Source organism: Ewingella sp. S1.OA.A_B6 (assembly GCF_049889095.1).
In the GTDB taxonomy this organism is placed as follows: domain Bacteria; phylum Pseudomonadota; class Gammaproteobacteria; order Enterobacterales; family Enterobacteriaceae; genus Ewingella.
This window is the reverse complement of the sequence record NZ_JBLJFK010000001.1, coordinates 259719-275230: the sequence shown is the minus strand read 5'-3', so window position 1 is coordinate 275230 and position 15512 is coordinate 259719. Positions and strand designations below refer to the sequence as shown.

Below are 15512 nucleotides of genomic sequence, written 5' to 3'. Positions count from 1 at the left end.
AGTCATCGTTAGCGGTCCACATCTGACATTACGAAATCGATACTGCCCAGATAGACGATTAAGTCTGAAACCAGGCTGCCACGGATAACTGATGGGATCTGCTGCAAATGCGGATAACTTGGCGTACGGATACGGGTGCGGTAGCTCATGGTGCTGCCGTCACTCGTCAGGTAGTAGCTGTTTATCCCTTTGGTGGCTTCAACCATCTGGAAAGATTCTTGCGCAGGCATGACCGGGCCCCACGACACTTGCAGGAAGTGAGTAATTAGGGTTTCGATATGTTGCAGCGTGCGCTCTTTCGGTGGCGGCGTTGTCAGCGGGTGATCGGCTTTGAACGGGCCTTCCGGCATATTTTTGTAACACTGTTCCAAAATGCGCAGGCTCTGACGAAGCTCTTCCACTTTCAACATCACGCGGGAGTAGCAGTCACTGACACCATCGCCGACCGGCACTTCAAAATCGAAGTTTTCATAACCGGAATACGGACGCCATTTACGCACATCAAACGGAATACCCGTTGCGCGCAAACCGGCGCCGGTAGTGCCCCACGCCAGCGCATCATCCGCATTGTAGGCGGCTACACCTTTGGAACGGCCAATCAGAATAGTGTTTTTCAGCGCGGCTTTAACATAAGAGTCTAAACGAGCTGGCATCCAGTCCAGGAATTCACGCAGCAGACGTTCCCAACCTTTCGGCAGGTCGTGGGCCACGCCACCGATACGGAACCACGCCGGATGCATACGGAAACCGGTGATCGCTTCAACCAGATCGTAGATTTTCTGACGGTCAGTAAAAGCGAAGAACACGGGAGTCATCGCACCGACGTCCTGAATGAACGTACTGATATAAAGCAAATGGCTGTTAATGCGGAACAGTTCGGAGAGCATCACGCGGATGGTGTTAACGCGATCGCCTACGGTGATACCGGCCAGCTTTTCAACAGCCAACACGTAAGGCATTTCATTAACGCAACCGCCAAGATATTCGATACGGTCAGTGTACGGAATGTAGCTGTGCCATGACTGGCGCTCACCCATTTTTTCCGCACCGCGGTGGTGGTAGCCAACATCGGGTACGCAGTCGACAATCTCTTCGCCATCGAGCTGCAGAATGATACGGAACGCACCGTGTGCAGAGGGGTGGTTTGGACCAAGGTTGAGGAACATGAAGTCTTCATTTTCGGTCCCGCGCTTCATGCCCCAATCTTCCGGCTTGAAGGTCAGCGACTCCATCTCCAGATCTTCTTTCTGCCTGGTCAGCTCGAAGGGATCGAATTCGGTCGCACGCGCTGGATAATCTTTACGCAGCGGATGTCCTTCCCAAGTCTGCGGCATCATAATGCGCGTCAGATGCGGGTGGCCATCGAAGGTAATACCAAACATTTCCCAGGTTTCACGCTCATACCAGTTGGCATTCGGGAACACCTTGGTGATGGTTGGCAGATGCAGGTCGTTTTCCGCCAACGCAACTTTGATCATGATGTCGCGGTTACGCTCAACAGAAAGTAGATGGTAGAAAACGGAAAAATCCGCGGCCGGTAAACCGTCGCGGTGAGTACGTAACCGCTCATCCATACCATGCAGGTCGAACAGCATTACGTAAGGTTTTGGCTGTTTGCGTAAGAAAGTGATCGCTTCAAGTATCTGTTCGCGCTTGAACCATACCACGGGAATTCCGGTACGGGTCGCTTGAACAGTAAAGGCCTCTGGCCCAAAACGGTTACGCAATTCGCCGATGACCGGATCATCAAGATGATCGCGGGTCTGCCATGCTGGCTGAGCGGTGTCTTGCGTCGTCAAATCTGTCATTTTATTTTCACCACACTAAATGGTCATTTATGCCGTAAGGGGGATCCCTTCGCCCTCAGGGTTGACTCTCAGACCGCAGTGTTAAATCTCGTCAGGAGACTTCAGATTCGTCACAGCGATACGCTCTGCGCGTTTACGCTCTTTCTCAGACTGCATATTCGCGCGGTAAACACCCTGATCACCAACAACCCACGACAGCGGGCGGCGTTCTTTACCAATGGACTCTTGCAGCAGTAACAGGGCCTGCATGTAAGCTTCCGGACGCGGTGGGCAACCTGGGATATAAACATCAACTGGCAGGAATTTATCCACACCTTGTACTACGGAATAGATGTCATACATGCCGCCTGAGTTTGCGCAGGCACCCATGGAGATCACCCATTTCGGCTCAAGCATCTGGTCATACAAACGCTGGATAACCGGCGCCATTTTGGTAAAACAGGTCCCGGCAACCACCATGAAATCAGCCTGACGCGGAGAGGCACGCAGAACTTCAGCACCAAAGCGCGCGACATCGTGAACCGCAGTAAACGAGGTCACCATTTCAACATAGCAACAAGAAAGACCAAAGTTATATGGCCAAAGGGAATTTTTGCGACCCCAGTTCACCATCCCATGCATCGCCTCTTCGAGGTTCCCCATAAAGACGCTGCGTTTAACCTGCTCCTGAAGAGGATCGCCAACGATCTCTTGTGTTTGCAGGGGGTACCGGTCGTTCTCACCGTCCGGGTCTATGCGGGTGAGCGTATAGTCCATCTTAATGCCTCGCTATTACTTACTGCGGATGACTGTTGGTGTTAATCGCTGGGCTCGGTTTTACAGGTCCTTTCGAACGTGTTGGTGTCCAGTCTAGTGCGCCAATACGCACCAGATAAAACAGACCGGCTAACAGGACTAAAATGAAAATGGTGGCTTCAACGAACCCGGTCCAGCCGCTTTCACGGATAGAGGTTGACCATGCATACAGATACAGGGCTTCTACGTCGAAAATAACGAAAAACATCGCTACCAGATAGAATTTGGCGGAAAGACGCATGCGGGCGGTACCCACTGATGCGATACCAGATTCAAAAGGTGTGTTTTTGTATCGCGCCCTGGCTCTACCGCCCAGAAACGCTGCACCCAGTAACATGAGGCAACAAAGACCCATTGCGACGATCAGAAATACCGCGAACGCCCAGTGTTGAGCGATAACTTCAGTGGCTGTTGACATACTCTTTGCTTACTCATCAAAAGCGGCGCTATAGCATCTGCTCTTTGACGGCAGCTTGCGCACCACATCGATTCAAGGGAAGGATTAATAACCACACCGTATCACTGCCTATAACTATAAACGGCTTAAGCCAGTGATTTACTGTGGGCTTTTTACCCCTTTCTATAACCTTTTGTCAACTTAGACAAAGGCATCTCCACATTAATTTACATGCGCATCATTTTATTAACATATCATGCGACCGCTGCGTGCTAAATCGTGTCAGTGAATAGTCTGATAGAACAAGGGCATGTTTTCAGGATTTAATGCTTCAGGCTAAACAATACCATTTCCTCGTGAAGAAACGGTTACTCCACGGACTAAACAAGGGTATTTTTTTGATCCAAGACACAGTTTGATGGTGTCTGGTGCTAAAAAACACCACGATGTGACAACTTTTTTTTGCATATTTCGATGAAGTGGAGTTTTTGATGGGTTCGAGACTCAGTAAGTAAATCACAAAGCGCTCTTTATGAGGATGATCTGTCTTGTAAAAAGAACACTTTTTGCGACAGTTAATAGAAGAGAATGTGAGGGAATGGCTGTGAAGAGACCGCAAAATGGAGGCTATACTTCAAAAATAACCTAAAAACTTCATTTACCCGACTTAGCATACCCACTAATGAGGATGAATCTTTACTCCCGGTCTTCACATTCCTGGAAGACCGGGAGTAAAGTGGACTTACATGACGAACTTAAGCTTTGGGATTGGCGACGATGATCTTATTGTCATCTACTGCAGGACGTTGAGCATAAGAACTTAATGAATACGGGTCGTTACCCTGTTCAACAGCATTAAAAATCGCCATTGCCAATTCATTTTTACAATGTGCATTCTTATACAAAACATACTGCGTGTCCGGCAGGCGTGGCAAACCGTCCTGTTCGCCCAAAACACGCAATTCAGGGCTCATCATCTCAATCGGCCGCGCGGTCACACCCAGTCCGGCTCTAACAGCAGCACGGATAGCCGACAGCGTGGAGGCAACATAAGCAATACGCCATGGAATGCCCGCCTGATTAAGGTAATCGATTGCCATAGATCGGTAAGGACTCGGTTCATCGAGCAAAACCAACGGCACGCTATCACCAGATGGATAAGCAAAATCAGCCGAGCAGTACCATAAAGTCGGCGATGTGCGTAAGACTATATGTGGATGATCCGTCGTGGTCATGGTGGTGATCGCCAAGTCCACTTCCTCACTTTCCAACATAGGCAGCATGAACGGACTGCGCTTAACCCTGACATCAATAGAGAGTTTTGGGTACACAGAGGTTACGCGGCTTAAGAGGAACGGAAGAATTGTATCTGCGGTATCATCTGAGGCCCCGATTGTTATGCCTCCCTGCACATTGCTATACATAAGCGATGTGCAGGCTTCGTCATTAAAACGCAGAATTTTCCGCGCATATCCTAATAGCTGAATACCGTGTTCAGTCAATAGTTTATTACGTCCATGTCTGGCAAACAGCTCTTTCCCTACCAGTTGTTCAAGACGCTGCATTTGTTGACTGACTGCGGATTGAGTGCGACATACAGCAGCAGCTGCTGCTGCAAACGTATTCAAATCAGCAACGGCAACAAACGTTCTCAGCAGATCAAGGTCAAGATTGAGAATTGGACGATTTGCATTTGTCATAGTTTTTCTTCACTTTTAAAATCTAATAACAAGCTACCCTGATTAATGCGGCAAAGTACCCGCTAAATGCAGAATACCAGATATGGCACGCACTCACTCATTAGATGATAAGAAATGAGAAATATTTCCGCAATATTATTCAAATTATAGGGATTTTTCCCTCGTTATGTACTAAGTACCTTAATATTGTCGTCTTAAATAACTAAATTTGATTAGAATTACTGATTTGAAAACTTTATCCATTAACGATGCTTAGTAAAAACGGATCCGCTGCCAACAAGTGCTGAACACCGAAATTTCTGTTAAATACGAATAAAACATAAGGTTTGTTAATTAATTACTCTTGCGATTTGAGCTATTAATGAATTTTTCATTGAGTCAGTTAGAAGACCAGCTAAAAAACTCCTTCATTACGCTAATGTATTCTTCGTAACTTTATACATTTATTGATATTTTAAAAAAAAGTTACAATAAAATATATTGATTAGTCAGGTTTACAAATTTATGGGGAAGATTTATGTAGTACTACTCCACTCTGTTAATTTATCCAGTAAATCATAAAGAATCGGCATAAACACGTTAGGATATATTTTATGCACTAAGCATAATCTTAAGAATCTACCTGACCTCTTGTTATAAGTTTTCCTTATCACCCTTCAGATTAGATAATTTATATTCTACGTAAGTGAAGCAAAAAGGTCATATCTGCTAAGCCAACCGCTAATAATCCCGTAACCAAATGGTTGTTTATGCTAAAAAATAATTTTAATTTAGTCCATTAAACTAAAAAAAATGCATCAACCCAGACAGCGCATCACGTTCTATGCTGCATGTAATGTTTTGCACTAAAGCCAGATGTGCCCCTTCAAAAGCCGGGCGGGTGGGAGTAAATTGTGCTCTTCGCTTTGCTCCGCGGCCATCATGTGCCAGGGAGGAACAAGCTTTACAGAAAAGGCTCACATCACATGTCCCCGATTGAAAAATCCCGCAAACTGGACAACGTCTGCTACGACATTCGCGGCCCGGTTCTCAAAGAAGCAAAACGTCTGGAAGAAGAAGGTAATAAGGTCCTCAAACTGAATATCGGCAATCCCGCGCCATTTGGGTTTGATGCACCTGATGAAATTCTTGTTGATGTTATCCGTAACTTACCGACAGCCCAGGGTTATTGTGACTCAAAAGGCCTTTTCTCTGCCCGCAAAGCTATCATGCAACATTATCAGGCGCGTGATATGCGTGATATTACCGTTGAAGATATCTACATAGGCAACGGTGTTTCAGAACTGATCGTGCAGTCCATGCAGGCGCTGCTAAACACCGGCGATGAAATGCTGGTTCCTGCGCCTGACTACCCTTTATGGACTGCAGCGGTATCACTCTCCGGGGGTAACGCCGTCCATTATCTGTGTGATGAAGGGGCTGACTGGTTCCCGGACCTTGATGATATTCGGGCAAAAATCTCCCCGCGGACCCGCGGTATAGTGATCATCAACCCTAATAACCCGACCGGTGCGGTATATAGCAAAGCGTTGCTGATGGAGATCGTCGAGATCGCCAGAGAACATGATTTGATCATCTTCTCAGATGAAATCTACGACAAAATTTTGTACGACGATGCCGAACATATTTCCATCGCAGCGCTGGCACCGGACTTGCTGACAGTCACTTTCAACGGCCTGTCAAAAACTTACCGTGTGGCCGGCTTTCGTCAGGGATGGATGGTTCTCAACGGGCCGAAAAAGCACGCAAAAGGCTACATTGAGGGGCTAGAGATGCTGGCTTCGATGCGTTTATGTGCCAATGTCCCTATGCAGCATGCCATTCAGACGGCACTTGGTGGCTATCAGAGCATCAGCGAGTTTATACAACCGGGCGGACGTCTGCTCGAGCAGCGTGACAAAGCCTGGGAACTGATCAATCAAATCCCAGGTGTCTCATGCGTTAAACCACGCGGCGCGCTGTATATGTTCCCGCGTATCGACGCCAAGCGCTTTAACATTCATGATGACCAAAAATTGGTACTCGATCTGTTGTTACAGCAAAAAGTTCTTCTGGTTCAGGGCACAGCATTTAACTGGCCATATCCGGATCACGTGCGTATCGTCACCCTGCCGCGCGTCGATGAACTGGAAATGGCCGTCAATAAACTCGGCCGCTTCCTCGAAACCTACCGCCAGTAAGCATTTTAAAAACGCGCCACTCTTCAACGTTACCTGATACGTAACGGCAGCATGAAGAATGGCGCGTATCTATTTACATAACCCTTTGCATAACACTGCCCCACTGCACACAATAGAACCTCATTCGCTGTTGTTGCTGAGAGACCTATGAGCCAAAGCCATTTTTTTGCCTACTTATCCCGCTTGAAACTGATTGGCCGCTGGCCGCTGATGCGCAATGTACGTACCGAAAATGTGTCTGAACACAGTTTGCAGGTCGCCTTTGTAGCCCACGCGCTGGCCGTGATTAAAAACCGAAAGTTCGGCGGCCAGTTGAATGCAGAACGCGTGGCATTGCTGGCGATGTACCATGACGCCAGTGAAGTGTTGACCGGCGATATGCCCACGCCGATTAAGTATTACAATCCGCAGATTGCACATGAATACAAAAAGATAGAGAAAATTGCCCAGCAGAAGATGATCGAAATGCTGCCAGAAGAGCTTCAGGCTGATTTCCGCTCGCTGATTGATGAACATTATTACAGCGATCAGGAGAAACTGACGGTGAAGCAGGCTGATTCGCTTTGCGCCTATCTGAAGTGCCTCGAGGAGCTGTCAGCAGGAAATACCGAATTCACTCTGGCGAAGGCGCGACTGGAAAAAACCCTCGCATTGCGCCAAAGCCCGGAAATGGACTACTTCATGGAAGTCTTCATTCCAAGCTTCAGCCTGTCACTGGACGAAATCAGCCAGGATTCGCCACTCTAAAGTACCTCAGAATGGGAACAGAACCGGCACCAGCAGGATACTAACGACCATCACCATCAGAGTGAAAGGCGCACCAATCCGCACAAAATCGCCGAAACGGTAATTCCCCGGCACCATCACCAGCGTATTCACAGGCGATGAAACCGGGGTCATGAAGGCCGCTGAGGCGGCAATGGCGACGATCATAGTAAAGGGATAAGGCGATAATTCCATCTGGTGTGCCGTGGCGATGGCGATAGGAGCCATCAGAACCGCAGTGGCCGTATTCGAAATAAACAAGCCAGTGATCGCGCACAATATAAACAAGCTGAGTAGCATGATGTGTGGACCATACCCACCGCTGATGTCCATTAGTCCCTGAACGATTAACGCGATCCCACCGGTTTTCTGCAGCGCCAGCGCGAACGGCATCATGCCGACAATCAGCAGTAAACTTGGCCAGTGAATTGACTTATAGGCCCCTTCCATCGTGACGCAACGGAATTTCCCCATTAGCAGGCAAGCAACGATTGCCGCAATGGCATTGGGTACCTCTTCGGTAAGCATCAGTGCGACCATTAGCGCCAGGCAGAAGAGCGCATGCGGCGCCTGGCTAACTGCCGGCGCGACATCATCAACCTCCGCCGGCAGATTTAATACGATAAAATCATGCATCTGCTGTTGCAACTGACGGATAAGTTTCCAGTCGCCTATTACCAGCAGCATATCGCCAAGTTGCAACTCCTCATCAACCAGCTTACCCTCCAGCGCCTCGCCCTGACGGCGTATCCCTACAACGTTCAGCCCATAGCGTGACCGGAAGACCACCTGACGCAGGCTTTTACCTAGCAGCTCGGAATCAGGGATCAACGACACTTCGGCCATGCCGACGTCGCGGGACTGTTCGGAGAAATATTCGCCGCGCAGTACCATCGGCTCAAGCTGTTCATCGACGCAGAACTGACGAATGGAGATGTCACTGTCCGACATGTCTATCAGCAAGACATCGCGGGCCCGAAGTTCAGTGCTGCCGGTAGCGCTGACCATAACCCGACGAAACTTGCGCCAGCGTTCGATACCCACCACATTGGCACCATATCGCGAGCGTAAATGCAGGTCATCAAGCGCTTTGCCTGCCAGCGGCGAACCGGGACGTATTGCCATTCGGCGTGCCCTGCCAGTAAGGCGGTAATCTCGAATCAGATCTCGAAAAGTGCGCCGCTGCCAGGTCTCTTTTTTCTCGGCACCGCTTTCAGATGAGAGCCACCTCCGCGCCACTAACATATAACCGATGCCCATGACCAGGACTACCAGACCTATTGGCGTCACGCCAAAAAATCCAAACCCATCAAATCCTTCACGCAGCAACTCACTGTTCACTACCATATTCGGCGGCGTGGCGACCAGCGTCATCATGCCGCTGATAAGACCAGCAAAGCTCATCGGCATCATCAGCCGCGCCGGGGCGGTTTTCATCTTCGCAGAGACAGTCAGTACTATCGGGATAAAAATGGCCACCACGCCGGTAGAACTCATAAAAGCACCCAGTCCGGCAACGGTCAGCATCAGCAAAACCAACATGCGGGTTTCACTGTTACCGGCGACTTTCATCAACCATTCGCCAACCTGCCAGGCAACGCCGGTGCGTACCAGGCCATGGCCGACCACAAACAGTGCAGCTATCAGGATCACGTTCGGGTCACTGAATCCTGCCATGGCTTCATTCAGCGTCAGCGTTCCACTCATCACAAAAGCGATAATCACCAATAGGGCGACCACGTCCATGCGCAGTTTATTGCTGGCGAAAAGCACCATCGCTATCGCCAGCAGCATCAGTACCCAAATCAGTTCACTGGTCAAAACAAGGCTCCCTTTGTAATGAGAAGGCAAAAGCGATAAAAGCAGGTAGTAGAGGTGTGTAAAAGAATGCCATAAAAAAACCCCGCTAATGCGGGGTCTATGTCAACGAAACTGCTGTTTTAAGCAGCATACAGTCAATTAGCGCAGGCTCACGCAGACAGTCTGTTCGTTCGCTTCAACCAGCAAGACTTCCAGCGTAGTCAGGATCATATCAACCCGATCCATCCCCGGCGTATCGGATGGCGCATTCACGGCTATCACTTTGCAACCCGCGGCAAGCCCGGACATAACACCTGCGGCAGCATCCTCGACGACCACGCAATCCTGTGGCGCCAGATCTAATCGTTCCGCACCCAGCAGATAGGCATCAGGCTGGGGTTTACCCCGTTTCACCTGCTCCGCAGTAATGAACACTGCCGGTTTTGGCAAATGAGCAGCGGCGTGACGCGCATGCGCTACCGGAACGGAGCCTGAGGTCACAATCGCCCATGGGATATTCTGGCGGTTCAGTTCACTCAGCAACACATGCGCCCCCGGAAGCGCGGTGACGCCCTCGGTATCAGTCGCTTCAATCTGTTCAAGTTTCAGAAACTCACGCTGAATCATCTCTTCAGTTTCGCCCGGCATAAAATGACGTAACGACGTTATCGCCTGCTTTCCGTGAATAAACGCCAGTACTTCTTGTGGAGCAATCCCACGACTCAGCGCCCAACTGATCCACGCGCGTTCTACCGCGGGCAGTGAGTCAACTAATGTTCCATCAAGATCGAACAAGAACCCTTTGCAAAGCACAGGCGACTCCTTTTAAGTCTCAGGCATTAATAATCTGTGCGATCTCAACTGCACTCAAATGATACTGACGAGGACATGCCAGCCAGATGGCCAGCATGCGCTGATACTTTTCCCACATCTTGGTTTGCGAGTTAAAACCGTGCGTTCCGGAATCAAAATCGGTGTAGCGCCCTTCCGTATTTACCATGAAACGTACGTAGCTGAGATAGCGGGATTCAGTGGCGGCATCAAAGCCGAGAAAATCCAGGCGGCGGCGATCCACACCTTGGGTATCTTTCATATTGGCCCATGAAACCTGCATCGCGTGGTGCATTTCCATAATATTGATAACGATACGGCAGGTCTCTTCTGACAACTCACCAAAGTCACGATCGAGTTCACGCATCTGCAAACCAAAACCGCGTTCGATCACGGTTTGTAGTCGACGATAACGGTCAGCACTGTTTGGATCCAGCATCGTCATCATTTTATATTGATTGGATAAAATCAGGCGTTGAGCGTTTGTCATTTCCATCGTAAAACTCCTCGTATCTGCATAATGACCAAAGCATGTCACAGGGCAAACTTGTGCGAAATCGCAAGCTGACCATTCTTTGATTTGAACCCATAAATTGAGTTGAAATGCATTTAATTACGAAGCTTCAATGGGCATGACAAATCAGCATTGAGTCAACGGATGCTGCTGCATCCGTTAAATATCGTCCAGGAAGGTTTTGTCCAACTGCTTGAAAGCACGTTTCAACACGTCGGCCAGCGACTGATAAGTAGGTGTTCCTTCTATGGGTGCCAGCGCCTGTCCAGCCTCCACCAATTTCTGACGCACATCATGGAACCAGCCAAGTAAAGTGGGGGGTAATGGCGTAAGCGATCTGCGTCCTAACCACCAGAGCCCCTGCATCGGCAGGCTACAGGCAAAGATAGATGTGGCTGCCGCAGGCCCAAGTTGGCCTCCAAGGGCAATCTGCCAGGTTAATGTGAATACAGCCAAGGGCGGCATAAAGCGCACAGCAAAACGCGTCGCCGTCGAGATGCGATTCTCAGGAAAGACAGGCGCCAGGCGCTTATCGGACGGCCATGTTTTCATATAATGCTGTCCGCGCTGGAAAACCTGAAACCAACTGACAGAACCTGATGGCTTACTGGTCATAGTGCACCTCAACTTCACCTATAAAAATTAAAAAATAGTTTTAAATAACAAACGCGATTTTAACACGATTAAATATATTTTGTTTTTGCCGGCACCAATCGGTATCCTGTGCCAGCAAAATTTTGGCTTTTGAACAGCAGCCGCAACCAGTCTGATAGCGGTTTGAAGGCCCATAACCGGTTTTTACAGAGGACTGGTAACATATTGCCGCTGCAAAGGGTGTTTTGTAACTAAATATAGTCTTATTTGTTAGTATTTTTACAAATAAACAACACTAACAAATAACATTATGAAGAACAGATAACAGGTACATTGTGTACGGTCGCCAGGGTAGCTTTGGTTCTATAAAAGCCCTGCGTTCACTGAGGTCAGTTATTCTTCAGCTTTTTCATTGTTATGCTGGTTTTGGTTGTCTGGCATGATACGAATCATAATTATCAGACTCATTATGCGCTACGCTTGGTGTCATCCTGACGGTTTATTAACCATGCGTATTGTTTATTTCTTATACAACACCAACTATCAATAGGTACTTCCATGTCGAGTAAGCTTGTTCTGGTTCTTAACTGTGGCAGTTCTTCCCTTAAGTTCGCCATCATTGATGCAGTGAACGGCGAAGAGTACATTTCAGGTTTGGCGGAATGTTTCCACCTGCCGGAAGCCCGCCTGAAGTGGAAAATGGACGGCAAGAAAGAAGAAGCCGCTTTAGGTGCTGGTGCTGCGCACAGTGAAGCGCTCAAATACATCGTTAACAACATCCTGTCGCAAAAACCTGAACTGTCTGCCGAACTGGTTGCCATAGGCCACCGCATCGTTCACGGCGGCGAAAAACTGACCAAATCAATGCTCATTGACGACGCAGTAATTCAGGGTATCAAAGAATCCATCCCGTTTGCACCACTGCATAACCCTGCACACCTGATCGGCATCGCTGAAGCGTTGAAATCCTTCCCGAAACTGGCTGATAAAAATGTAGCAGTCTTTGACACGGCATTCCATCAGACGATGCCGGAAGAATCATATCTCTACGCACTCCCGTACAGCCTATATCGCGATCATCACATCCGTCGTTATGGCGCACACGGCACCAGCCACTTCTACGTGACGCAGGAAGCCGCCAAAATGCTCAACAAACCCGTGGAAGAAGTGAACCTGATCACTTGCCATCTGGGTAACGGCGGTTCTGTTAGCGCCATCCGTAACGGTAAATGCGTGGATACTTCCATGGGCCTCACCCCACTGGAAGGTTTGGTGATGGGCACCCGCAGCGGTGACATCGACCCGGCTATCATCTTCCATCTGCATGACGCACTGGGCATGAGTGTTGATCAAATCAACAAACTGCTGACCAAAGAGTCTGGTTTGCTGGGTCTGACTGAAGTCACCAGCGACTGCCGTTATGTTGAAGATAACTATACAACCAAAGAAGATGCCAAGCGCGCAATGGACGTCTTCTGCCATCGTCTGGCGAAATATATCGGTTCTTACACCGCACTGATGGAGGGTCGTCTTGATGCAGTGGTCTTCACCGGCGGCATCGGTGAAAACGCGGCAATGGTGCGCGAATTGACCCTGAACAAACTGGCTCTGCTGGGCTTCGAAGTCGATCACGAACGAAATCTGTCCGCTCGTTTCGGTAAATCCGGCGCCATAAATAAAGAAGGCACTCGTCCCGCGCTGGTTATCACGACCAACGAAGAGCTGGTTATCGCTCAAGATGCGGCCCGTCTGACCGCATAATATTGCATTACACTGCCAGCATCTGCTGGCAGTGTTTTACATAACAATTTTTCATAACAGGCGAGCGTAGCCGGTCCGGAAGCAGCCAGCGTTAAGTACTTGTCGTAACCTATTCCAATGCAATGTTACGAAACCGCGCAGACCTTCCCCACTGCTTGATACATCGTCTGGTAAACCAGAGAGGTTTTAGCCGTGTCCCGTACAATTATGTTGATTCCTACAGGCACCAGCGTCGGTCTGACCAGCGTCAGTCTTGGTGTGATCCGTGCCATGGAACAGAAAGGCGTTAGCCTGAGCATCTTTAAGCCTATCGCGCAACCGCGCACTGGCGGCGATGCACCCGATCAGACCACTACCATCATCCGCGCCAACTCCAGCGTTCCGGCGGCTGAACCGCTGAAAATGAGCCACGTGGAAACATTGCTGGGTTCTAACCAGCAAGACGTGCTGATGGAAGAGATCATTGCGCGTTATCACGAAAATACCAAAGACGCCGAAGTCGTGCTGGTTGAAGGTTTAGTGCCAACGCGTAAACATGAGTTTGCCAACGCGCTGAACTATGAAATTGCCAAAACTCTCAATGCTGAAATCGTGTTTGTTATCGCGCTCGGTAATGACTCACCGGCCCAGTTGAAAGAACGTATCGAACTGGCGAGCAGCAGCTTCGGCGGCAGCAAAAACAAAAACATCACCGGCGTTATTATCAATAAATTGAACGCACCGGTGGATGAGCAAGGCCGTACTCGTCCGGATCTATCAGAGATCTTTGATGATTCCACCAAAGCCAGCGTGGCCAACGTTGACCCAAGCCAACTGTTTGCTAACAGTCCGCTTCCGGTGCTGGGCTGCATTCCATGGAGCTTTGAGCTGATTGCAACCCGCGCCATCGATATGGCGAAACACCTGAATGCCCGCATTATCAATGAAGGCGACCTACAAACCCGCCGTGTGAAATCTGTCACCTTCTGTGCGCGCAGCATCCCGCACATGCTGGAACACTTCCGCCCCGGCTCACTGCTGGTTACCTCTGCAGACCGTCCGGACGTGTTGGTTTCAGCCTGTCTTGCCGCGATGAACGGCGTTGAAATTGGCGCAATTCTGTTGACCGGCGGTTACGACATTGATGAGCGCATCAACACGCTGTGTGAACGCGCCTTTAAAACCGGCCTGCCGGTGTTTATGGTTGAAACCAATACCTGGCAGACCTCACTCAGCCTGCAAAGCTTCAATCTGGAAGTCCCTGCGGACGACCACCAGCGCGTTGAGAAACTGCAACAATATGTGGCCTCACACATCAACAGCGACTGGATCAACTCTCTGAGCGCGCATTCAGAGCGTTCACGTCGCCTCTCTCCGCCAGCGTTCCGCTATCAGCTGACTGAACTGGCGCGCAGTGCTAACAAACGCATCGTACTGCCGGAAGGCGACGAACCGCGTACGGTGAAAGCGGCGTCATTGTGTGCTGAACGTGGTATTGCCGAGTGCGTGCTGCTGGGCAACCCGGACGAGATCCAACGCGTCGCTGCCGCTCAGGGCATTGAACTGGGTAAAGGCATTCAGATTGTTGACCCGGTCGTCGTGCGCGAAGAGTACGTTGCCCGTCTGGTCGAACTGCGTAAAAGCAAAGGCATGACCGAAGTGGTCGCCCGCGAGCAGTTGGAAGACAATGTCGTGCTCGCCACCCTGATGCTGGAAAAAGGCGAAGTTGACGGTCTGGTTTCTGGCGCGGTTCACACCACCGCAAACACCATTCGCCCAGCATTGCAGTTGATCAAAACTGCGCCGGGAAGCTCACTGGTTTCTTCTGTGTTCTTCATGCTGCTGCCAGACCAGGTTCTGGTTTACGGTGACTGCGCGATTAACCCGGACCCAACGGCTGAACAGTTGTCTGAAATCGCTATTCAATCTGCCGATTCTGCCGCCGCCTTTGGTATCGAACCGCGCGTCGCGATGATCTCGTACTCAACTGGCGACTCAGGTGCCGGTAGTGACGTTGAGAAAGTACGTGAAGCCACCCGACTGGCGCAGGAAAAACGTCCCGATCTTATCATTGACGGTCCGTTGCAGTACGACGCCGCGATTATGGCTGACGTTGCGAAATCCAAAGCACCGAACTCTCCGGTTGCGGGCCAGGCTACCGTGTTCATCTTCCCTGACCTGAACACCGGTAACACCACGTATAAAGCGGTTCAGCGTTCAGCGGATCTCGTCTCCATCGGGCCGATGCTGCAAGGCATGCGTAAGCCTGTGAATGACCTGTCACGTGGTGCACTGGTTGACGATATCGTCTACACCGTAGCCCTAACGGCGATCCAGTCTGCGCAGGCAGAAGCCGCAGCTAAAGCGTAATCTGTATTTCTGTTATGC

The 15512-nt window shown here is 49.8% G+C and carries 12 protein-coding genes; 4 read left to right on the top strand and 8 right to left on the bottom strand.

Annotated features, from left to right (window positions below; all coding sequences use genetic code 11):
• Window positions 1-8: 8 nt before the first annotated feature.
• The 4 genes from nuoC to lrhA form a co-directional block, all read right to left on the bottom strand.
• A complete protein-coding gene (gene nuoC, locus ACMV8I_RS01335; protein WP_498863434.1) occupies window positions 9-1808 on the bottom strand; it encodes an NADH-quinone oxidoreductase subunit C/D in 1800 nt (599 codons plus the stop codon).
• Between the two features lie 81 nt (window positions 1809-1889).
• A complete protein-coding gene (locus ACMV8I_RS01330) occupies window positions 1890-2564 on the bottom strand; it encodes a NuoB/complex I 20 kDa subunit family protein (RefSeq protein ID WP_498863433.1) in 675 nt (224 codons plus the stop codon).
• Between the two features lie 19 nt (window positions 2565-2583).
• Window positions 2584-3021: an NADH-quinone oxidoreductase subunit A gene (locus tag ACMV8I_RS01325; protein ID WP_188469891.1), complete on the bottom strand. Its 438-nt coding sequence runs from the start codon at window positions 3019-3021 to the stop codon at window positions 2584-2586.
• A 734-nt stretch (window positions 3022-3755) separates the two neighbouring features.
• Window positions 3756-4700 carry a transcriptional regulator LrhA gene (lrhA, locus tag ACMV8I_RS01320; RefSeq protein WP_498863432.1) on the bottom strand — a complete coding sequence of 315 codons (945 nt, stop codon included), beginning with the start codon at window positions 4698-4700 and terminating at the stop codon, window positions 3756-3758.
• Between the two features lie 965 nt (window positions 4701-5665).
• Here lrhA and ACMV8I_RS01315 point away from each other — a divergent pair.
• Entirely contained in the window at window positions 5666-6880 is a 1215-nt protein-coding gene (locus tag ACMV8I_RS01315) for a pyridoxal phosphate-dependent aminotransferase (RefSeq protein WP_498863431.1), read from the top strand.
• Window positions 6881-7027: 147 nt separating this feature from the next.
• The gene (gene yfbR / locus ACMV8I_RS01310; RefSeq protein ID WP_498863430.1) at window positions 7028-7627 is read left to right on the top strand and encodes a 5'-deoxynucleotidase; all 600 of its coding nucleotides are present in this window, start codon (window positions 7028-7030) and stop codon (window positions 7625-7627) included.
• 6 nt (window positions 7628-7633) lie between these two features.
• Here the strand turns inward: yfbR and ACMV8I_RS01305 are convergent, their stop codons facing one another.
• The 4 genes from ACMV8I_RS01305 to yfbV form a co-directional block, all read right to left on the bottom strand.
• Window positions 7634-9466, bottom strand: coding sequence for an SLC13 family permease (locus ACMV8I_RS01305; protein WP_498863429.1), 1833 nt, complete (start codon window positions 9464-9466; stop codon window positions 7634-7636).
• A 138-nt stretch (window positions 9467-9604) separates the two neighbouring features.
• The gene (locus ACMV8I_RS01300; RefSeq protein WP_498863428.1) at window positions 9605-10258 is read right to left on the bottom strand and encodes a sugar phosphatase; all 654 of its coding nucleotides are present in this window, start codon (window positions 10256-10258) and stop codon (window positions 9605-9607) included.
• A 19-nt stretch (window positions 10259-10277) separates the two neighbouring features.
• Window positions 10278-10772, bottom strand: a complete 495-nt coding sequence (locus ACMV8I_RS01295; protein WP_498863427.1) for a YfbU family protein — start codon at window positions 10770-10772, stop codon at window positions 10278-10280.
• 177 nt (window positions 10773-10949) lie between these two features.
• Window positions 10950-11405, bottom strand: a complete 456-nt coding sequence (gene yfbV / locus ACMV8I_RS01290) for a terminus macrodomain insulation protein YfbV (protein WP_188469878.1) — start codon at window positions 11403-11405, stop codon at window positions 10950-10952.
• Between the two features lie 537 nt (window positions 11406-11942).
• Between yfbV and ackA the strand changes: the two genes are divergently transcribed.
• Entirely contained in the window at window positions 11943-13145 is a 1203-nt protein-coding gene (gene ackA, locus ACMV8I_RS01285; RefSeq protein ID WP_498863426.1) for an acetate kinase, read from the top strand.
• A gap of 207 nt (window positions 13146-13352) precedes the next feature.
• Window positions 13353-15494, top strand: a complete 2142-nt coding sequence (gene pta, locus ACMV8I_RS01280) for a phosphate acetyltransferase (protein ID WP_498864685.1) — start codon at window positions 13353-13355, stop codon at window positions 15492-15494.
• The last annotated feature ends 18 nt before the right edge of the window (window positions 15495-15512 follow it).

Bases quoted from the DNA above. Each gene is read 5' to 3' on its own strand.
- nuoC (WP_498863434.1), bottom strand. From the start codon at position 1,808: ATGACAGATTTGACGACGCAAGACACCGCTCAGCCAGCATGGCAGACC.
- ACMV8I_RS01330 (WP_498863433.1), bottom strand. From the start codon at position 2,564: ATGGACTATACGCTCACCCGCATAGACCCGGACGGTGAGAACGACCGG.
- ACMV8I_RS01325 (WP_188469891.1), bottom strand. From the start codon at position 3,021: ATGTCAACAGCCACTGAAGTTATCGCTCAACACTGGGCGTTCGCGGTA.
- lrhA (WP_498863432.1), bottom strand. From the start codon at position 4,700: ATGACAAATGCAAATCGTCCAATTCTCAATCTTGACCTTGATCTGCTG.
- ACMV8I_RS01315 (WP_498863431.1), top strand. From the start codon at position 5,666: ATGTCCCCGATTGAAAAATCCCGCAAACTGGACAACGTCTGCTACGAC.
- yfbR (WP_498863430.1), top strand. From the start codon at position 7,028: ATGAGCCAAAGCCATTTTTTTGCCTACTTATCCCGCTTGAAACTGATT.
- ACMV8I_RS01295 (WP_498863427.1), bottom strand. From the start codon at position 10,772: ATGGAAATGACAAACGCTCAACGCCTGATTTTATCCAATCAATATAAA.
- yfbV (WP_188469878.1), bottom strand. From the start codon at position 11,405: ATGACCAGTAAGCCATCAGGTTCTGTCAGTTGGTTTCAGGTTTTCCAG.
- ackA (WP_498863426.1), top strand. From the start codon at position 11,943: ATGTCGAGTAAGCTTGTTCTGGTTCTTAACTGTGGCAGTTCTTCCCTT.
- pta (WP_498864685.1), top strand. From the start codon at position 13,353: ATGTTGATTCCTACAGGCACCAGCGTCGGTCTGACCAGCGTCAGTCTT.